Here is a 19391-nt window from a genome sequence, read left to right as displayed (position 1 = left end):
GGAAGGAACCCGGCGGACCTTGACGGCGCGTGCGAAGACGGACGGTGCCGCGTCCGGAGACCGCCGGCGCGCGGCCGTCGACGGGGCGGCGCCGTCTGCCGGCCACGGCCGTGGTCCCGCTGCCCCTGCGGCCGGCGGCGGCGTCGTCGGCCCGTCGGGGCCGTACGGTGGATGACGCGACCGCGGAGATCGCCGAGTCCGCACCGACCGCGCCAGCCGACCGAGGGGCCCGCATGACCTGGACCGAGCGCACCGTCGTGCGCGCCGGTGTCCGCAACCGGGGCACCGGCGGGCCGGCCGCCGGTGCTGTGGGGGCACGGGCGGCCGGTTCACCGGTTGCGGCATAAACGACTGCTGCCTACCGGGCCTGCTGCTCGTACCCCACGAGGCGGACACAGACGGTGAGTCCCCTGATCGCCTGCTCCAGCTCCGCGAGGGACGGGTAGCTGGGCGCGATCCGGATCACCGCGTCGCGCGGGTCGTCGCCGTACGGGTGGGTGGCACCGGCGGGGGTCAGTGCGATGCCCGCCCCGGCGGCACACCGTACGACCTCCTCGGCGCAGCCGTCCGGTACTTCGAGGGTCACGAAGTAGCCGCCCTCGGGGGAGGTCCAGGCCGCCAGCCCGGTCCCGCTGAGCTCGGCGTCCAGGATCCGGGCCACCGTGTCGAACTTGGGTCGCAGCAGGGCGCGTTGGCGCTCCATGTGGGCCCGCACCCCGTCGGCGTCCCGCAGGAACAGCGCGTGCCGCAGCTGGTTGACCTTGTCGGGGCCGATCGACCGCTGGGCGTTGTTGCCGAGCAGCCATCGCACGTTCGCGGGCGACGAGCCGAAGAAGGCGACGCCCGCGCCCGCCGTGGTGATCTTCGAGGTGGAGCCGAACACGAAGACCCGGTCCGGGTTCCCCGCCTCGGCGCAGGCGGCGAGCAGATCGGCGATCTCGACGGGCTCGTCGGTGAGGTGGTGGGCGGCGTAGGCGTTGTCCCAGAAGATCCGGAAGTCGGCTGCCGCGGTGCTCATGGAGGCGAGCCGCGCCACGGTCGCGTCGCTGTAGCAGACGCCGTCCGGGTTGCTGTACTTCGGCACGCACCAGATGCCCTTGATCGCCGGGTCCTCGGCGACGAGCCGTTCCACGGTCTCCATGTCCGGGCCCTCGGCGGTCATCGGCACCGGGATCATGTCGATCCCGAACCGCTCGCAGAGCGCGAAGTGCCGGTCGTAGCCGGGCACCGGACACAGGAACGCGATCCGCTCCTGCTCCACCCAGCGCGACTCGGCGCCCGGCATCACACTCAGCAAGGCGTGTACCAGGCAGTCGTGCATCAGTTCAAGGCTGGAGTTCCCGCCCGCGAGCAGCTGCCCGACCGGCACCTGGAGCACCTCGGCGAAGATCTCCCGGAGCTCCGGCAGCCCCTGCAGGCCGCCGTAGTTGCGTATGTCCGTGCCGTCGGCAGAGGTGTGGCGCCCGGCGGGCAGGCTCAGCAGTTCCTCGGAGAGGTCGAGCTGCTCCGGTGACGGCTTGCCCCGGGTGAGGTCGAGCGAGAGCCCGAGTCCCACGAGGTCCCGGTACTCCTGACGGGCCCGCTCAAGGTGCCCGGCCAAGGTGTCGGGGCTCAGCTCGGTGGTCATGGTGGTTCCTCTCACAGGTGCCGCGTGAATGGGGTGGCACCAGCCGAGGATACAAACCGCCGCGGCGGGCCACCGGCCCGGGAGCCGGCGGCACGCAACCGTGAGCGGAGCGGATCGGCCCACTGCCGGAGCTGTGTGCCCGGATCCCGGGGCGGACGGCGGCGGCCCGGCGGGCCGGTCAGGCCGCGCCCGCGCGCAGCCAGCCGAGCAGGTCGTCCGTCACCGGCTCGCCCTCCCCTTCGATGTCCGCGTCGATCGCGCCCAGACCGAGACGGAACACACGGGTGCGGTCGCGGCCGTGGCGGCGCATGAAGAGTCCGCTGCCACCGCTGTCGTCCCCGACCAGCACCCACTCGGGGGCGTACCGGGGCACCTCGAAGGTCTCGTTGCGTTCTGCGATGCAGTGCGGGCCGTACACCAGGACGCCGTTGTCGAGCAGCACGCCCGGCGTCGACCGCCACAGACGGGCGACCGTGGGATTGGGGCCGTCCCCGAGCCCGCTCTCCCGCGCCGCATGAACGGCCAGGAACCCGGCGAAGGACTCCGCCACCGGGTACTCGCGGCCGTCCAGACCGTCCCGGCACACCACCGGATACTCCCCGTCCCCGGCCTCCCCGCGCAGATCGAGGGCGAAGCAGTAGCTGTCACCGCAGTCGGGCGCGGCGCAGAAGCACAGCCTGTCACCGCTCAGCCGCCAGTCGGCGGTGACGGCGTCGTCCGCGTCGTCGGCGAACTCGGCGGACACGACCGTCGCGATGTCCGCGCCCCCGGCCCGGCCGCGGCCGAACTCGGTCAGCCACCACCGGTACGAGACCGGCAACGGGCCCACGCGCGCTTCGGCCTCACGGATCATCGCCTCCGACACGGCCGCGGCCGGCCTGCGGCCCAAGTCCGGTGATTCCGTGACCAGGTCTCGCAGTTGTGTCATGTCGGGTCTCACGGCGCACAGTCTGCCAGGGCGGCCACGGGGCGCTGCCGGCCGGGGCGCGGCCCCCACCGGTCGTCCGCACCGCGGCCGACGACCGGGCGGCGCTGCCGGTCACGGGAGGGGTGCCCCGACCCGGGGAGCGGCGTGCGCATGTGGACCGCACGGGTGTGAAACATGATCGACTCCGCCGGTTCACGGCGATGGTCTTGCCCCGCTGTGTGACGGGGCTTACGTTCTCCTCTACGCACGTGTCTACGGGCGTAGAAACGCGTAGAGGCTCTCTGACGCCGCGTCGAAGGAGCAGCTCATGTCCCAAGTCGTACGCGCCGCACTCGTCCAGGCGACCTGGACCGGCGACACCGAATCCATGATCGCCAAGCACGAGGAGCACGCGCGCGAGGCCGCCCGCCGGGGCGCGAAGATCATCGGCTTCCAGGAGGTGTTCAACGCCCCGTACTTCTGCCAGGTGCAGGAACCCGAGCACTACCGCTGGGCCGAGGCCGTCCCGGACGGGCCGACCGTCCGGCGGATGCAGGAACTCGCCCGCGAGACCGGCATGGTGATCGTCGTGCCGGTCTTCGAGATCGAGCAGTCCGGCTTCTACTACAACACCGCCGCTGTCATCGACGCCGACGGCTCCTACCTCGGCAAGTACCGCAAGCACCACATCCCCCAGGTCAAGGGATTCTGGGAGAAGTACTACTTCAAGCCCGGAAACGTCGGCTGGCCGGTCTTCGACACCGCCGTCGGCAAGGTCGGCGTCTATATCTGCTACGACCGGCACTTCCCGGAGGGATGGCGCCAACTCGGTCTCAACGGAGCCCAGTTGGTGTACAACCCGTCGGCGACCTCGCGCGGCCTGTCCAGTTATCTCTGGCAGCTGGAACAGCCCGCGTCCGCCGTCGCCAACGAGTACTTCGTCGCCGCGATCAACCGCGTCGGCCAGGAGGAGTACGGCGACAACGACTTCTACGGAACCAGCTATTTCGTCGACCCGCGCGGCCAGTTCGTCGGCGAGGTGGCCAGCGACAAGGAAGAGGAACTCGTCGTCCGGGACCTCGACTTCGGCCTCATCGAAGAGGTCCGTCAGCAGTGGGCGTTCTACCGGGACCGCCGCCCCGACGCATACGAAGGACTGGTGGAGCCGTGAGCAGCCTGCACCGACGCCATCTCGCCGTCAGCCCCGACTGGCTGGCGCTCTACTACAAGGACCCGCTGGAGATCACCCACGGCGAGGGCCGCCACGTCTGGGACGCCGACGGCAGACGCTACCTCGACTTCTTCGGCGGCATCCTGACCACCATGACCGCCCACGCCCTGCCCGAGGTGACCAAGGCGGTCAGCGAGCAGGCGGGGCGGATCATCCACTCCTCCACGCTCTACCTCAACCGGCCGATGGTCGAGCTTGCCGAACGCATCGCCACGCTCTCCGGCATTCCGGACGCCCGGGTCTTCTTCACCACCTCCGGTACCGAGGCCAATGACACGGCGCTGCTGCTCGCCACCGCGTACCGCAGGTCGAACCAGATCCTCGCGATGCGCAACAGCTACCACGGCAGGTCCTTCTCCACGGTCTCCATCACCGGCAACAGCGCCTGGTCGCCCACGAACCTGTCGCCCCTGCAGACGCTGTACGTGCACGGCGGCGTCCGCACCCGGGGGCCCTACGCACACCTCGGCGACGCCGACTTCATCGCGGCCTGCGTCGCCGACCTGGAGGACCTGCTCGGCCACACCCGCGAACCCGCCGCCCTGATCGCCGAACCCATCCAGGGCGTCGGCGGGTTCACCTCGCCGCCCGACGGTCTGTACGCGGCCTTCCGCCGGGTCCTCGACCGCCACGGCGTCCTGTGGATCTCCGACGAGGTGCAGACCGGCTGGGGCCGCTCGGGCGAACACTTCTGGGGCTGGCAGGCACACGGCGAGAACGGGCCGCCGGACATCCTCACCTTCGCCAAGGGCATCGGCAACGGCATGTCGATCGGCGGTGTCGTGGCCCGCGCCGACGTCATGAACTGCCTGGACGCCAACTCCATTTCGACCTTCGGCGGCTCCCCGGTCACCATGGCGGCCGGCCTCGCCAACCTGTCGTACCTCCTCGAACACGATCTGCAGGGCAATGCCCGGCGCGTCGGCGGACTGCTGATCGAGCGGCTGCGTGCGGTCGGCGCGGCTGCGGAGTGCGTACGGGAGGTGCGCGGGCGGGGTCTGATGATCGGCATCGAGCTGGTGAAGCCCGGCACCGACGAGGCGGACCCGCAAGCGGCGGCAGCCGTACTCGAAGCGGCCCGGGAAGGCGGTCTGCTCATCGGAAAGGGCGGCGGTCACCACACCAGCGTGCTACGGATCGCGCCGCCGCTCTCGCTGACCATCCCGGAGGCGGAGGAGGGCGCGGAGATCATGGCCGAGGCTCTGCGGTCGGTGCGATGAGAAGCGGCTGAGCCGACGGGGGCGCGGCGGCGGAGCGGCTCGGGGGGTGCGCGGCTCGGCTGCCGTCACACCCCCGTCCCCTCGTCACACCCCCCGTGCCGCCGTCAGCCCCGGTGGCCGGTGGGGCGGGTGAGGGCCAGGGTGTGGACCGGGTCGAGCTCGCCGTAGTACGCGAGGTGCTGGTAGCGCACGTCGGTGACGGTCAGTGTGGCCTCGGCGACGCCCCTGGGGACGGTGGTCCCGAAGCGCACCGAGCCGTCCTTCTTCGTGGTACCCGTCAGCTTCCGCACCGTGCCGCCGGCCGTCAGCTCGGCCGTGACCTTCGCGCCCTTGACCGGCTTGCCCTGCGCGGTCCTCACCACGCCGTGTGCGGTGACCTTCCAGGCCGCGTCGGAGCCCGGCCGGCCGAGCAGCTCGGTGCCGGCGCCCAGCGAGGCGACGGCGAGCTGCGACGGCGGGTTGGGCCGGCCGAAGGCGACCTGGTCGACGGTCCAGAAGGCGCTGTTCGTGCCGGTGTAGCGGAAGCTGAGCCGGGCCGACTTCGCGCCCGCCGGAACAGCGAGGTCAAGGTGCTCGACGGTGTTGGCGTTGCTCCGGTACGACTTCACGAGCTGCGGGGCGCCACCGTCGTACGCGACGTACACATCGCCGGTCTGCGGACCGTCGACGCGGTAGTTCGTGGCGTACGAGACGGTCGCCCTCGCCGCACCGTTGAGCCGGTAGGCGGGACTGACCAGGGTGGAGTCGAACGGTCCGGCGCCGTGTGCCTTGTCGTCCCACTCGTCGGAGTCGGCGACCGCGAACACATCGCGGGCGCGGACGTTCGTCTCGCGGCCCTGGCCGCGCTCGGCGTTGGTCCAGAACTCGTCGGTGGCGAAGGACCAGCCGCGCCACTCGGTGACCCCGCCGGCCGGCATCTTCGAGTTGTCGATGGACCAGCCGTCGGGCGCGGTGTTCGTCCACCCCTTGGCGTCGGCCGGAAGCCCGGTCTCGTCGACGGGGGGACGGAGGGAGCCGCGCAGCGCGTCGAAGGCGTCCGGCTTCAGCTCGGCGAGCGAGGTGCCGTCGAGGTTCCAGGCGGGGTCGGTGGCGACGCCCTCGTGGCGCAGGACGGTGGGCGCGATGTCGGTGATCTTGACGTCGTCGCGTACCGAACCGGGCTTGATGCCCTTGCCCTGGGCGATCACGAACGTGCCGCGCTCCAGTGGGGTGTTGCCGCCGTGGCCGCCGGTGGGGGTGTGGCCGTGGTCGGCGGTGACAACGACGAGCCAGTCCTCGTCGGCGTACGCCGGCCGCGAGGTCACGGCGTCGAGCAGCCGGCCCACCTGGGTGTCGGCGGTGTTCAGGGCCTTGAGGTAGGCATCGCTCGCGGAGCCGGAGCTGTGACCGGCGCCGTCGACCTCGTCGAGGTGGACGAAGGTGGAGTCGGGGTTGCCGTGCGCGAGGTAGTCCGCGGCCTTGGCGGTGGTGCCCTCGTCGTTGCCGCCCGCGATCCGCAGGTCGGTCTTCGCGCCGAAGACGATCTGCGGGATCGGGCTCCAGGTGCCGACGACCAGGGTGGACGTGGCCGGGTCGGCGGTCTCCAGCCGGGTCGCGTAGTCCGGGTACTGGCCGTAGTCCGGGGCCGTGAAGTCGTTGTCCTTCACCTGGTGCTTGTCGGGCCAGACACCCGTGGCGATGGACGACCAGCCGGCACCGGAGACGGTCGGGGCCATCGGGTTGGCGTACAGGTTGCTCCGTGCGGTCAGGCCCTTGGCCATCAGCTGCTTGATGTGCGGCACGTCGGCGCGCGAGAAAGTGTCGAAGGTGGCGCCGTCGATGCCGATGACCAGGGTCTTCACCTGCTTGGTACCGGACGGCAGACCGGCATACGGGGCGGCGGCCGCTGCCTTGGAATCCTGGGCGTGGGCGGCCGTGGTGGCGAGCGGCAGTGCGACGGCGGCGACGGTGGCGGCGGCCAGCACCGTACGCGCGGAGCGCGACAGGGACACGTGATCCTCCGGGATCGGTCGGTGGGCACCGGACATCGGGGGCGTCCGGTGATGTGTCCGAGGTTCGCCGTCGGTGGTGATCGGACCACGCCGCGTACGGGACCAGCGCATGAACCGTACCCAACATTTGGACCAGACCCGTCATCATTTCGTTATCTTCGGCGTCGCCATCATCGACCGATGAACTGCCGGCGCCTCCTCTTCCTCGCCGTCACCGAGGCCGGGACCGTCACCGCCGCCGCCACCCTCCATGTCGCCCAGCCGGGACTGAGCCGCCAGCTCAAGACGCTGGAGCGCGAGGTGCGGATGACGCTCTTCGAACCGCGCGGCAACCGGTTGGTGCTGACCCCCTCCGGGCGCGCCTTCGCCCCCTCCTGGCCCGTCGCGGCATCGCGGAGACGCGCCAGACGGAGGCCGCGGTCGACGGGCTCCGCTCCGGGCGCGTCGGACAGTTGGCGGCCGCGGCGACGGCCGCCACCGTCCGGGTCTTCCTGGCGCCGTTCATCGCCACGACAGGCCCGGACGATCCGCCGCTGATCACCCGTCAGGCGGGCCACTTCGCGCTGAACGACGAACTCCTGGACGAGGCGGACTTCATCGTGTCGCCGACGCCGACGCCGACGCCGATGGTCGAGGGCTTCGAGACCGTGGACCTCGGCGGCACCGCGCTGAAGGCGCACGGCGCGCCCGATCACCGCTGGGCCGAGGAGGGCCGCACGGAGACCGGCCTCGCCGAGATCTGCGGCGACCGGCTGTTCGCGCACTCGCGCTCCAGCGTCAGCCGCGCCGTACTCGACAACGCGCTCGGCGCGGCACATCTCGCGCCCGAGCGGCTCACCGAATGCGACGACGGCCCGACCGTGGAGGCGCTCGCGCTGGCGGGGCACGGGATCGGGATCAGCACGGATCTGCCGCGGTACGGGGCGCACGCGCTGTGGATCACGGCGGCGGGCGCCGGGCCCCGCGAGATGCTTCGGGTGCCGCTCCACGTGGCCTGGCTGCCGGGACACTTCGCCTCCGACACCATTCGCACGACGGCGGTGCGGCTGCGGGACTTTCTCGTGGGACAGGGGGACGCCGTCACTCCGGCGCCCCCGCAGTCCTGACGGCATCGCGGCAGCGGCAGCGTGCGTGTGTCGAGACGTACCGATCCGTACCGACGTGCCGAGACGAGCCCAGGCGTGCCGAGGCGTATGGATGCGCGGCAACTACGGCGTGAGCCGAGCGGGCGGGCGCCGCGGTCGCCGAGCGGCACCTGAAGAAGGTCGTGCTGGAACTCGGCGGCTCCGATCCCTTCCTCGTGTTCGGCGGCGCCGACCTGGGGCGCGCCGTCCAGCATGCCTTCACCGGCCAACAACACCGCTACGACGCGGTGCGGCACCGCTCCCGACCCGGGAACGGTGCCGCACCGCGTCGCGCTGTGGGCCGGTGGAGTGCCGGGCGGGGGAAACAGAAACGTCTTCAGCGGTTGCCCGCAGCGGTATTGCCACAGTGGGTAACCCACTTCTACGTTCTTCACCACGCACCTTGTCTACGTGCGTAGACCCGTTCCGCCACAGTGAGGAGGGGTACATGAGCCGCACCGTCATCCACGGTGGTCCCGTCATCACCGCGTCCGACGAAATCCATGCCGACGTACTCGTCGAGGGCGGCCGCATCGCCGCCCTCGCAGCACCTGACAGCGACACGGCCGAGGGCTGGAGCGCCGACCGGAGGATCGACGCCACCGGCACATACGTCATCCCGGGCCGTGTCGACGCGCACACGCACATGGGGATGCCCTTCGGCGGCACCTACGCCGCCGACACCTTCGAGACCGGCACCCGGGCGGCCGCCCGGGGCGGCACCACCACGATCGTCGACTTCGCCATCCAGTCCGTGGGCGACGCGGTGCGCGAAGGGCTCGACGCCTGGTACGGCAAGGCCGACGGCAACTGCGCCATCGACTACGCCTTCCACGTGATCCTCTCCGACGTGAACGAGTCCTCGCTCAAGGAGATGGATCTGCTGGTGTCGGAGGGAGTCGCCTCCTTCAAGGATTTCATTGGCTGGCGTGACCAGGGATGTTCAGCCCGAGTAGGTGTCTGACCTGTAGGAACACGCCTATCTCGGCTGGTCGGTAGGGCGGAATTGCCTCGTCGGTCCCGCCGACGGCACCCCATCGGGCGCATCGGGCATGCAGAACGGCTCACGAGTGAGTACCCCGTATCCGACGTAAATGGAGCAGAAACTATGGCACGCACTCTGATCACCGGTGGCCTGGTCATCACGGCCTCCGACGAGTTGCACGTCGACGTGCTCGTCGACGGTGGCCGCGTCGTGGCCTTGGCCACCCATGACAGCCATGAGTGGACGGCCGATCATGTCATCGATGCCACGGGGAAGTACGTGATTCCAGGCGGTGTCGACGCCCATACGCATATGGAGATGCCGTTCGGCGGCACGTTCGCTTCCGACACCTTCGAGACCGGAACTCGGGCTGCGGCCTGGGGTGGCACGACGACCATCATCGATTTCGCTATCCAGTCCAAGGGCGGATCGCTTGGTGAAGGGCTCGATGCGTGGCATGAGAAAGCGGATGGAAAGTGTGCGATCGACTACGCGTTCCACATGATCATGTCCGACGTGAACGAGTCCTCGCTCAAGGAAATGGACAGGCTCGTCTCGGCCGGCGTCACTTCGTTCAAACTCTTCACCGCGTATCCGGGGGTCTTTCTCTCCGACGACGGTCAGATTCTCCGGGCCATGCAGCGCGCCGGCTCGAATGGAGGGCTGGTGATGACGCACGCGGAGAATGGTCTCGCCATCGACGTGTTGGTGGAGCAGGCGCTGGCACGTGGTGAGAGGGACCCGCGCTATCACGGTGAAGTCCGGAAGGCACTCCTTGAGGCGGAGGCGACGCATCGAGTGATCAAGCTGAGCCAGGTGGCGGGGTCTCCTCTCTACGTGGTGCACGTGTCGGCGCAAGAGGCCGTCTCCGAATTGGCACGGGCTAGGGATGAGGGGCTCCCGGTTTTCGGCGAGACCTGCCCGCAGTACCTCTTCCTGTCGACCGACAACCTTGCAGAGCCTGAATTCGAAGGCGCGAAGTATGTCTGTTCCACCCCGCTGCGTCCGAAGGAGCATCAGGCGGCGCTGTGGCGTGGGCTGCGGACGAATGATCTGCAGGTGGTTTCCACGGACCATTGCCCGTTCTGCTTCAAGGGGCAGAAGGAGATGGGCCGTGGGGACTTCTCGAAGATTCCGAATGGCATGCCGGGTGTCGAGAATCGCATGGAACTGCTGCACCAGGCCGTGGTGGACGGGCATATCGGCCGCCGTCGTTGGATCGAGATCGCCTGCGCGGCGCCGGCCCGGATGTTCGGCCTGTATCCGAAGAAGGGCACGATCGCTCCGGGGGCCGATGCCGATATCGTCATCTACGACCCGCATGCTGAGCAGATCATGTCCGCCGAGACGCATCACATGAACGTCGACTACTCGGCCTACGAAGGCAAACAGGTGACGGGGCGGGTAGAGACGGTGCTGTCACGCGGTGTTCCGGTGATCGACAAGCGCACTTATGTGGGTCAGGCGGGGCACGGGGCGTATCTGCCGCGAGGAATCTGTCAGTTCGCGAGCTGAGATGTCTCGCGGCGAGATCCCTCGTTCTCCCGTCCGGGTGGCACCTCGGCAGAGAGTCTTCCAGGGCTGAGTGGCGTCATCAGCCCTGGAGGACTCGCAACCAGCGTTGGCGGTGGCGGGCCGCAAGACCGACATGCTTGATGCCGTCCGCGCGGCCAGGGAGTCCCTGGCGACCGAACACCTCATCCACCCACGACGCCGCGGTGAGCGCGAGGCGCTTCGTGTACTTCTCGCCACCGGCCAGAGCGCGGTCCTGGCCTGCACTGCTGCGATCAACCTGCTGAAGGCCCTTGTCATCTCGGCACCCGACGATCTCCGCGTCGAACTCCGAGGCATGAAGAGCAAGGGCCAGGTTGCTCACTGCGCGAAACTGCGGGACCGGCCGAGCCAGAACATCGAGCGTTGCCCGGCGAATCAGTGAGGGAAAGACCGCGAGGGACGCACAACGCTGCCTCAAGCGTGCAATCTGCCGACAGCTCTTTAAGCTCCTCGAACGAGGTGATCAGCCCACAGGGCAGATCGCCACCGAGGATCTCCCTCAGGCAGCTTGACTTGATATAGCAGCCTCGGGGTACGTGATGCGCCTGTTGCGTACGTGGGTATGCGTGTGTGGCCGTGTCCAGATGGAACGACTCCGGCGTGAACGAGCGGCGAGGGCGAGGTTTCTTCTTTCCACGCTCTCCATGATGGACATCCTCCTGGGGCTGAACCCCTGATCTTGGATGTCCGTCAAAGCGGATCAAGCCCACGATGAAGGTGACGCGGTGCGGCGTACAGCGGCGCTCGGCCCTCGATACCTCTTCCGGGCCGCGTCCGACGGCAGCATGGCGTGACATGCCGCACCGCTCGCCAACTCCGCTTGTAGGAACCTACGGACGAGATCGCTGCTACGAGCATGGGGGCCGGAAGAGGCGCGGAAACCTACGTGCCTTTTGGGGCATTAGGCCGTTAGGGGTGTCGCGGACGCACTCGGCGTCCCGGCCGGAAGGATGCCTAATGTCCACAAAGCGCGTTGCCCGCCGTCTGCTGGTGCTGACAGCCATGGCGGCTACCGGTACAGGTGCATTGAGCGTTCCGGCCGTCGCGAGCACGAACATTCTGGCGGCCGGCAATGCCGCCTACGACACCACGATGATCAACAAGGACCGTGAGGTCACGGCGGTTGGCGTGACGGCTTACAGCAGCGGGGTGGGCAGCGGTCTGGTCCAGCTGCCGGTGAACAGCCCTGAGAACCGCGGTGGTGGGGGCAGCCTGCTCTTTTCGGATCGTGGGCTGAAGACTGAGGTTGCCGCGGTGGTCTGGGAGCGATGAGCCACCGGCGGTTGAAAGGGTCCTTGGCCAGGACATGGATGCCGGCCCTGGTCAGGATGCGCCTGCGGCAGGGTGCTTCTGCGGCCGGTCTGGCGTCCGATGCCGTGTCGGGTGCGGTGCGCGGTAGCGATCCGGTCAACGGTTACCAGGTGCTGGAGCAGGTGGTGCAGCTGCCGGTCAGCACGTGGCGGTACCACTGGGACCCGCCACACGTACGCCACCTGGGCCCCATGGCGCAGGACTGGTGGAAAGCGTTCGGGGTCGGTGAGAACGACCGAACGATCTGCTGCACCGATGCCAACGGAGTCGCCATCGTCGCTATCCAGGCACTGCACCGGGAACTGACCGAACTACGAAACGAAGTCGCGGCCCTACGAGCCCAGAGTTCACCAGCACACCACCCCAGCGGTCCCGGAGCCGCCGACCCGGGATGAAGGGCCGGCCCGGAACATGAGCTGACGTACGTATCACCGGAAATCCGCCGAGCCTCGATTCCGAGACCGACGTGATCAGCGAGTGGCCCGGGGCCGGCGTAGCCCACCAGCCCGGGCGCGGTGGCGCACTTCAGCTCGGTCGGAGCCGCTACGGCCACACCCTTGGCCCTGGCTGTCGTGGGTGTTGGCGGCGGAGACGCCGACGACCAGGGGCAGTCCGGCCGCGTTCGACAGGACGTGCATCCTGGAACCGGGTCTACCCCGGTCCACGGGGCTCGGACCTGTGAGTTCGCCCCTTCTTCGGCCCGTACGTGGGCGGAGTCGAGGACCACGCGGGAGAGGTCGAGCAGTCCGCACTCGTGAATGCGGTCGAGGACGGCCTCGTGCAGCCGGCCCCACAAACCGGCCCTGGACCAGATCACGAACCGGCGGTGCGTGGTGGACTCCGAGATCCCGAAACGCGGCGGCAACTCCCGCCAGGCACATCCGCTGACCAGCACGTAGATGATCGCGGCGAACACCGTCTCATCAGGCGTTTCCTGTGCTCCGGCATGTGGCCGCGGCCTCCGGGGGCCGGTCCCGCCACACCCAGAACACCGTGCAGGACACCAGTGCCCAGGCCCCGAGCACCAGATAGGGAAGAGGAACTCGTGCGCCTGGTAGTAGACCGCGGTGTGCTGGGCGTTGACCGAGGCACCCGGCGGCAGCCAGCGGCCGATGTGGCCGAGCAGCGACGGCAGCAGCGGCCAGGACACCGCGCCGCCGGAGGACGGGTTGCCCAGCACCACCATGAGCCCCCCGGCCGGCCGGCGGCCGTCCGTGCGCACTGCGCGCCGTGGTCCGCCCGCTCATGCCCCGTCGCCGTCACCATCGGCTCCCCCGCCGCCGCTCCGACCACCGCCCTCGCCGTCCACGCACCGGGCACGGCCGGGCTGCACACGTTGAGGCTCGCCGGGCATCTTCGGGTACTCCGGCGGGTACCGCATGTCGCCGGGCTCCCGCTCCTTCCCGTCCCGCTCCTTCCACCAGGCTGTCGCCACGCGCGCCGGCATGTGCCGTTCCAGTCCGCCTCCGGTGACGATGGCCGCTCGCCGTACCTCGGTGAAGGCCCCATTCGGTGCGATGGGAAGGAGCACGTAGATGCCGCGCCCCCCGGAGGCCTTGAGCCAGCCCCGCAACCCATGGCTGTCGAGGACAGAGCACAGTTCATGGGCATCGGTGACGGCGGCGGCGTAGTCCGTGCCGGGCTGCGGGCCGAGGTCGATGCGCAGTTCGCCGGAGTGATCGGTGCCGGCGCTCCGTACCGGCCAGGGATGGAAGGCGAGGGCGCCGAGACGGGCCGCCCAGATCACGACGGCGAGTCCGATGGAGCTGATCTCATCGGCAGGACGCCCGCCGGAGAAGGCGATCCTGGCCGCCGGAATCCAGCCGGGGAAGTACTTCGACGCGCGCCTCTGGTGGAAGAAGCCCCGCTTGACACCGTCGAAGCGCTGGAGCGTGGACAGCCGGTCGCACAGGGCGCGGATGATGCCAGGCCCCACAGCAAGAAAGCACTCGGCCACATCCCTCTTGGTGCATCCCTTCCCGGAGAAGTACACCGTGCCCGGGTTGGACAGCCGTACAGACCGTCCGGCGGCGCCCAATTCAACCGCTGCTCGCGTGGCGGCCACCGTAGGCCGGTCGCACATGTGCCGCATATCGGGGGACGGGGGAAGGTGCGTGGGCAGCAATCGGGCCATGGACCTGCCGGTGACGCCGCCGTGAAACTGATGCTCGCCAAGTCCGTGTCCACGATCCCGCAATGCCTTTCGGAGTCAGCGGAGCCCGATGATGCTGCAGGCGAGGTCGAGCAGGTCCTTGTGGAGACCGGCTCGGCGTTCGTAGCGGATGGGGGCGAAGGCGGGTTCCCCGGCAGCCGAGGAACGGCTGGCCGGCCGTATCCGGGTTGCGGCCGGGTGCCTGGCCGCTGAGGCTCAGCTTTGGGGCGGACCTGCGCCTGCCGTTCCGGCCGACGCCGCTGCTGCCGCCCGGAACAGGAGTCCGTTCCATGTCCACGACCGTAATTCAGCATGTGCTGAACCGGCTCAAGGAGATCGGTGTCGGGCACGTCTTCGGTGTCCCCGGCGACTACGCGTTCCCTGTCAACGACGCCGTCTGCCACCACCCGGACATCAAGTGGGTTGGCTGTTGCAATGAGCTGAACGCGGCGTACGCGGCGGACGGCTATGCCCGGGTCCACGGTGTGGGGGCCCTGTCCACGACGTACGGGGTCGGCGAGCTGAGCGCGATCAACGGGGTGGCCGGCGCCTACACCGAGCACCTGCCCGTGTTCCATCTGGTCGGGATGCCGACCATGCCGGTCCAGGCGCATCACTCGGTTGTCCACCACACGCTGGGCAACGGGGAGTTCGACCTCTTCCAGAAGCTGTCGGAGGCGGTGGTGTGCGCCGGTGCGATCATGACGCCGCAGAATGTGGCCGCCGAGACGGAGCGGCTGATCGCCGCCGCGCTCTACCACCGCCGTCCCGTCTACATGGCCTTCCCCTCCGACCTCGCCAATCTGCCTGCGGTCAGCAAGGCGTCCCCGATCCCCACGCCGGTCAGCGACAAGGAGCGGCTCGAAGCCGCTGTGCAGGCAATCAGCGAGGCTCTCGGCGGCGCGGACAGCGCGGTCGTCGTCCCGGGGGTGCTGACGGCCCGTGCCGGGCTTGAATCCGATCTCCAGAAGGTGCTGGACGCCTCTGGGCTGCCGTTCGCCACGATGATGGCGGACAAGGCTGTTCTGGACGAGGACCAGGACGGGTACGTCGGTATGTACGACGGCAAGCTGATGGACGAGAAAGTCCGCAGGTTCGTCGAGGGTGCGGACCGGGTCCTGCTGGTCGGCGCGCTGATGAACGACTTCAACACCGGCGCGTTCACCGCCCGCCTCGACCCCGCCCGGGTCATCGATATCCGCCACCACCACGTACGCGTCGGGCCGGTCACCTATCAGAGCGTGGAGATGAAGGACCTGCTGGACCGGCTCGCAAGCGAGCTGCCGAAGCGGTCCTGGCCCAAGCCGTCCGGACCGGTCACCCGCATCGCCGCCGTGAACGGGAACACGGACGACAAGATCACTGCGGAGAATCTCTACCCGCGGTGGGAGGAGTTCCTGAAACCGGACGACATCGTCGTGGCGGAGACCGGGACCGCATCCATGGGCATGGCCTTCGCCAAGCTCCCCAAGGGGGCGACGTTCCACAACCAGACGCTGTGGGGATCCATCGGCTGGGCCACTCCGGCCGCGTTCGGCGCGGCACTGGCCGCTGCGGCGAACGGCGGGCGGAAGCGGGTCGTGCTGATCACCGGGGACGGCTCGCACCAGCTCACCGCGCAGGAGATCAGCCAGATGGGCCGCAACGGCCTCAAGCCCGTGGTCTTCCTCCTCAACAACAACGGCTTCCTCATCGAACGCCTGCTGTGCAAGGACCCGGACATCGAGTACAACGACCTCGCCCAATGGCGCTACGCCGACCTGCCCAGGGCGCTGGGCTGCGACAACTGGTACACCGCCCGCGCCACCACCCTCGCCGAACTCGACGAGGCCCTCAAGCAGGCCCAGAACGCCGACAGCGGGGTCTACATCGAGATCGTCACCGGCGAGTACGAATCCCCGCCCCTGGCGAAGAAGCTGCACGACAACATCGCCACCCTCTACAGCGCGTGACCCCCAGCAGGTCCCGGCCGGACCACCCCCCCCCGGGGGAAAACTGAGCCGGGCCGGGCTCACCCGCCCCGGCTGGCCGGGCCCGCGGCCGGAAACCACCCCGGTCGGTAGGCCCGGTACGAGTCCCACGCTGCACGCATCGCCTCATCCACGACTGCACCGCCATTGGTCATGAGCCGACCGCAGCGAGACGACGAGCTACAGGAGGTCCCCTTGAGGAAACCGCCGCAGCGGCCGGATCAGCGCCGCGCCCTCGTGGCGGCTACTGGGTGCTGGCACAGATCTTGGGGAGCGGTCGCGGAGGGTGACGATGTTGTTCGATTGAAAGGGTGATCACGAACCCCGGCTGCCCGATTCAGCCGCTCACTTCGTGGCCTCCGCACATGACTGATGAGTCGTTCCAGTGCCGCTGTGTCCTCTGCCATGACTACGGTGACCGAGACGAGGCGGACCGCGCGGATCTGACGATCATCGAGAATGTGCAGCAGCACGGATGGCACGTCCCGATGGTTCCCGAGGACGAGATCGGTCCTGGATTCGCCTACACGATCGGCCTCGCGCACACTCACGGCGGACCTGAACTCGCCATGTTCGGACTCGATATCCACGCTATGCACCGCATGCTCAACAGGCTCGGAGCGAAGTCCGCCGCGGGTGCTGTATCGGCTGAAGGCCAGAGGCATCCTGAGGTCGTCGGCGGTCACCAAGTCGCGCTCAGGCAGGTCGATCTCCGCTGGTACCGAATCTTCTTCGGGCGGGCTATGGGGTTCTAAAAGCTGTGCGACTGTCAGGAAATCCTCGCCACGCCAATCGAAGAGATTGTACGGAAGGAAATGGATGACATCCTGGGTGATCAAGGCAGGCTCCAGCGCCTGGCTGAGGAATGGATCGGTGAAATACCTGACCGCTCTCGATCGTATCGTGATCGAATAGCTGTCCTCGATGAGTAGACAGAGCGCAATCGAAAAATGCGCAAGAATAAACTGATTGCGGTAGCGGCGGCTATGGCTGCTGACGAAGATGGTGAAAGTGAGGACGAGGAAATTGACGCAATAATCGATGAGGTGAAAGGGGGTCTTAAAGATAAAGAAAACCAGCTCCAGGTGATGCGTGACGATACTATGGAGTGGCTATTGGAGTCTCAACGGTATGAGGATCGGGCCAGGGAAATCCTCGATTTGGCACTCCAGGCTCGACCGATCCTGGGCAATCTGCCCGTGGAGAAGAAACGTGACCTCCTGGATCTCCTCGACGTCCAAGTAGTCGTGACCAACATGGTGCCCAGGGCGCTCCGCAGTGCTGGTTGCGGTTTTGAAGCCTGGTTTACCAGTCGGGAGCGCATGGTGCCGCCAATGCTCACCGAAGATCAGTGGGCGCTTGTAGAGAACCTCTTCCCAAAGCCTAAAAAGCAGTCCAGAATCATCCCTCCACGACTCGCGTTCGAGGCGGCGTTGTACAAGGTTCGGTGCGGCCTCATGTGGAAGGATCTGCCGGAGCACGTCACTCAAGGGCACCGCCCCCAGAGCCTCTACCAGCGTGCGCTTGAGTACCTGAAGAACGGTGTTTGGGAGAGGGCGGTATGCGCACTGGGCGACTACGACGGCACTTCGGTTCCACCCCTGTACGAACTGCCCGATCTCCACATCACCGGCACCTTCGACCCACGCCTGAGCGCGCCTGCCAAACGTCGTGCTGCAGATGTGGACGCCTCTGCACAGGAGGGCGCGCCACAACACGTTTCAAGCTGTTCATGGCCTACCCCGGTGTCTTCTGCAGCGACGACGGCCAGATCCTGCGCGCCATGCAACGGGCCTCCCACTGCTTCTCCGGCCAGAAGGAGATGGGCCGGGGCGACTCCTCGAAGATCCCCAACGGCATCCCCGGCGTGGAGAACCGGATGGACCTGCTCCACCAGGCGGTCGTGGACGGCCACCTCTCGCGCCGCCGCTGGATCGAGATCGCCTGCGCCTCGCCGGCCCGGATGTTCGGTCTCCACCCGAAGAAGGGCACCATCGCCCCGGGCGCCGACGCCGATGTCGTCATCTACGACCCGGCGGCCGGACAGACCCTTTCCGCCGAGACCCGCCACATGGATGTCGACTACTCGGCCTACGAAGGAAAGCGGATCACCGGCCGGGTCGAAACCGTTCTCTCGCGCGGTGAAGTCGTCATCGACGGGCGGAAGTTCACCGGCCGGGCCGGTCACGGCATGTACACCCCGCGAGCCACCTGCCAGTACCTGGACTAGGAGCACCCGTCATGGACTTCGGACTCGTCCTCCAGACCGATCCGCCCGCCTCGACCGTCGTCGGCCTGATGCGCCGCGCCGAACGCAACGGCTTCCGCTACGGCTGGACCTTCGACTCGACGGTGCTCTGGCAGGAACCTTTCGTCATCTACAGCCAGATCCTCGAACACACCGAGCACCTCGTCGTCGGCCCCATGGTCACCAACCCGTCCACCCGCACCTGGGAGGTGACCGCCTCCACCTTCGCCACCCTCAACGACATGTTCGGCAACCGCACCGTCTGCGGTATCGGGCGCGGCGACTCGGCGATGCGGGTCGCCGGACGCAGACCCAACACCCTCGCCCGCCTCGGCGAGGCCATCGACGCCATCCGCGACCTCGCCGAGGGACGGGAGGCGACCGTCGACGGGCAGCCGGTCCGGATCCCCTGGGTGAAGGACGGCAGACTGCCGGTCTGGATGGGTGCGTACGGCCCGAAGGCGCTCGCCCTCGCCGGACAGAAGGCCGACGGCTTCATCCTCCAGCTCGCCGACCCGTTCCTCACCGAGTGGATGGTCAAGGCCGTACGGGACGCGGCGGCGCAGGCGGGCCGCGACCCGGATTCCGTGACCATCTGCGTCGCCGCCCCCGCGTATGTGAGCGACGACCTCGACCACGCCCGCGAGCAGTGCCGCTGGTTCGGTGGCATGGTCGGCAACCACGTGGCGGACCTGGTCTCCCGGTACGGCGAGCACTCCGGACTCGTCCCCGAGGCCCTGACCGCGTACATCGCCGGGCGGTCCGGCTACGACTACAGCCACCACGGCCGCGCCGGAAACCCCGACACGACCTTCGTGCCGGACGGCATCGTCGACCGGTTCTGCCTGCTGGGACCCGCCGAGGCACACATCGAGAAGCTCCGGACCCTGCGCGACCTGGGCGTCGACCAGTTCGCCGTCTACAACATGCACGACGCGCGCGAGGCGACGATCGACGCCTACGGTTCGCAGATCATCCCCGCCCTGACCACCTGACGCCCTGACCACCTGATCCCCTGGCCCCCTGACCACTCGACCGCCGGCCACCCGGTCGGTCCGCCCCACGGTCGTC

The 19391-nt window shown here is 68.4% G+C and carries 15 protein-coding genes and 6 pseudogenes; 14 read left to right on the top strand and 7 right to left on the bottom strand.

Translation table 11 applies throughout. From position 1 onward, the window contains the following. Positions 1-358 precede the first annotated feature (358 nt). Positions 359-1627, bottom strand: a complete 1269-nt coding sequence (locus tag ACIOMQ_RS09420) for an aminotransferase class I/II-fold pyridoxal phosphate-dependent enzyme (protein WP_362197199.1) — start codon at positions 1625-1627, stop codon at positions 359-361. Between the two features lie 178 nt (positions 1628-1805). Next, complete coding sequence (locus ACIOMQ_RS09415; protein ID WP_402188443.1) at positions 1806-2567, bottom strand: SMI1/KNR4 family protein; 762 nt, start codon at positions 2565-2567, stop codon at positions 1806-1808. A gap of 295 nt (positions 2568-2862) precedes the next feature. On the opposite strand from ACIOMQ_RS09415, the gene ACIOMQ_RS09410 reads away from it, so the two are divergent. Further along, positions 2863-3705 carry a nitrilase-related carbon-nitrogen hydrolase gene (locus ACIOMQ_RS09410; protein WP_362197193.1) on the top strand — a complete coding sequence of 281 codons (843 nt, stop codon included), beginning with the start codon at positions 2863-2865 and terminating at the stop codon, positions 3703-3705. After that, on the top strand, positions 3702-4985 hold the full coding sequence (locus ACIOMQ_RS09405) for an aspartate aminotransferase family protein (protein ID WP_362197190.1): 1284 nt from the start codon (positions 3702-3704) through the stop codon (positions 4983-4985). Before ACIOMQ_RS09410 ends, ACIOMQ_RS09405 begins: the two co-directional genes overlap by 4 nt. A 104-nt stretch (positions 4986-5089) precedes the next feature. Here the strand turns inward: ACIOMQ_RS09405 and ACIOMQ_RS09400 are convergent, their stop codons facing one another. Further along, positions 5090-6976, bottom strand: coding sequence for an alkaline phosphatase family protein (locus ACIOMQ_RS09400; RefSeq protein WP_402188441.1), 1887 nt, complete (start codon positions 6974-6976; stop codon positions 5090-5092). A gap of 51 nt (positions 6977-7027) precedes the next feature. On the opposite strand from ACIOMQ_RS09400, the gene ACIOMQ_RS09395 reads away from it, so the two are divergent. The 5 genes and pseudogenes from ACIOMQ_RS09395 (at position 7028) to hydA (ending at position 10600) form a co-directional block, all read left to right on the top strand. Continuing rightward, positions 7028-7513: a LysR family transcriptional regulator gene (locus tag ACIOMQ_RS09395; protein WP_402188819.1), complete on the top strand. Its 486-nt coding sequence runs from the start codon at positions 7028-7030 to the stop codon at positions 7511-7513. Further along, positions 7429-8082, top strand: coding sequence for a LysR family transcriptional regulator substrate-binding protein (locus ACIOMQ_RS09390; protein ID WP_402188439.1), 654 nt, complete (start codon positions 7429-7431; stop codon positions 8080-8082). The genes ACIOMQ_RS09395 and ACIOMQ_RS09390 overlap by 85 nt, the downstream gene beginning before the upstream one ends. Positions 8083-8195: 113 nt before the next feature. Further along, positions 8196-8330, top strand: a pseudogene (locus tag ACIOMQ_RS09385) (aldehyde dehydrogenase family protein); the annotation flags it as partial. Between the two features lie 218 nt (positions 8331-8548). Then, positions 8549-9028 (top strand): annotated as a pseudogene (locus ACIOMQ_RS09380) (amidohydrolase family protein); the annotation flags it as partial. A 180-nt stretch (positions 9029-9208) separates the two neighbouring features. After that, entirely contained in the window at positions 9209-10600 is a 1392-nt protein-coding gene (gene hydA, locus ACIOMQ_RS09375) for a dihydropyrimidinase (protein WP_362197181.1), read from the top strand. Between the two features lie 79 nt (positions 10601-10679). Here the strand turns inward: hydA and ACIOMQ_RS09370 are convergent, their stop codons facing one another. Continuing rightward, positions 10680-10961, bottom strand: coding sequence for a hypothetical protein (locus ACIOMQ_RS09370; protein ID WP_401269596.1), 282 nt, complete (start codon positions 10959-10961; stop codon positions 10680-10682). A gap of 635 nt (positions 10962-11596) precedes the next feature. Here ACIOMQ_RS09370 and ACIOMQ_RS09365 point away from each other — a divergent pair. After that, complete coding sequence (locus ACIOMQ_RS09365; RefSeq protein ID WP_362197175.1) at positions 11597-11911, top strand: hypothetical protein; 315 nt, start codon at positions 11597-11599, stop codon at positions 11909-11911. 38 nt (positions 11912-11949) lie between these two features. Then, positions 11950-12345, top strand: a complete 396-nt coding sequence (locus ACIOMQ_RS09360; RefSeq protein ID WP_362197172.1) for a tail fiber domain-containing protein — start codon at positions 11950-11952, stop codon at positions 12343-12345. A 111-nt stretch (positions 12346-12456) separates the two neighbouring features. Here the strand turns inward: ACIOMQ_RS09360 and ACIOMQ_RS09355 are convergent. The 3 genes and pseudogenes from ACIOMQ_RS09355 to ACIOMQ_RS09345 all read right to left on the bottom strand — a co-directional run. Continuing rightward, positions 12457-12917 (bottom strand): annotated as a pseudogene (locus tag ACIOMQ_RS09355) (transposase); the annotation flags it as partial. After that, a pseudogene (locus ACIOMQ_RS09350) lies at positions 12887-13151 on the bottom strand (ABC transporter permease); the annotation flags it as partial. The pseudogenes ACIOMQ_RS09350 and ACIOMQ_RS09355, both read right to left, overlap by 31 nt. A gap of 42 nt (positions 13152-13193) precedes the next feature. Continuing rightward, the gene (locus tag ACIOMQ_RS09345; RefSeq protein WP_402188437.1) at positions 13194-14033 is read right to left on the bottom strand and encodes a hypothetical protein; all 840 of its coding nucleotides are present in this window, start codon (positions 14031-14033) and stop codon (positions 13194-13196) included. A gap of 359 nt (positions 14034-14392) precedes the next feature. On the opposite strand from ACIOMQ_RS09345, the gene ACIOMQ_RS09340 reads away from it, so the two are divergent. The 5 genes and pseudogenes from ACIOMQ_RS09340 to ACIOMQ_RS09320 all read left to right on the top strand — a co-directional run bounded on the left by ACIOMQ_RS09340 (position 14393) and on the right by ACIOMQ_RS09320 (position 19315). After that, complete coding sequence (locus ACIOMQ_RS09340) at positions 14393-16054, top strand: alpha-keto acid decarboxylase family protein (protein ID WP_402188435.1); 1662 nt, start codon at positions 14393-14395, stop codon at positions 16052-16054. A gap of 383 nt (positions 16055-16437) precedes the next feature. Next, the gene (locus ACIOMQ_RS09335; protein ID WP_402188433.1) at positions 16438-16827 is read left to right on the top strand and encodes a DUF4262 domain-containing protein; all 390 of its coding nucleotides are present in this window, start codon (positions 16438-16440) and stop codon (positions 16825-16827) included. 195 nt (positions 16828-17022) lie between these two features. Beyond that, positions 17023-17571: pseudogene (locus tag ACIOMQ_RS09330) on the top strand (transposase); the annotation flags it as partial. A 302-nt stretch (positions 17572-17873) separates the two neighbouring features. Further along, positions 17874-18302: pseudogene (locus tag ACIOMQ_RS09325) on the top strand (amidohydrolase family protein); the annotation flags it as partial. A gap of 11 nt (positions 18303-18313) precedes the next feature. Then, on the top strand, positions 18314-19315 hold the full coding sequence (locus ACIOMQ_RS09320) for a TIGR03842 family LLM class F420-dependent oxidoreductase (RefSeq protein WP_362197166.1): 1002 nt from the start codon (positions 18314-18316) through the stop codon (positions 19313-19315). Positions 19316-19391 lie beyond the last annotated feature (76 nt).

Origin of the sequence: Streptomyces sp. NPDC087845 (assembly GCF_044742755.1) — a bacterium.
In the GTDB taxonomy this organism is placed as follows: Bacteria; Actinomycetota; Actinomycetes; order Streptomycetales; family Streptomycetaceae; genus Streptomyces.
Note: the sequence above shows the minus strand (reverse complement) of the source record. Positions and strands in the feature narration are given on the sequence as shown.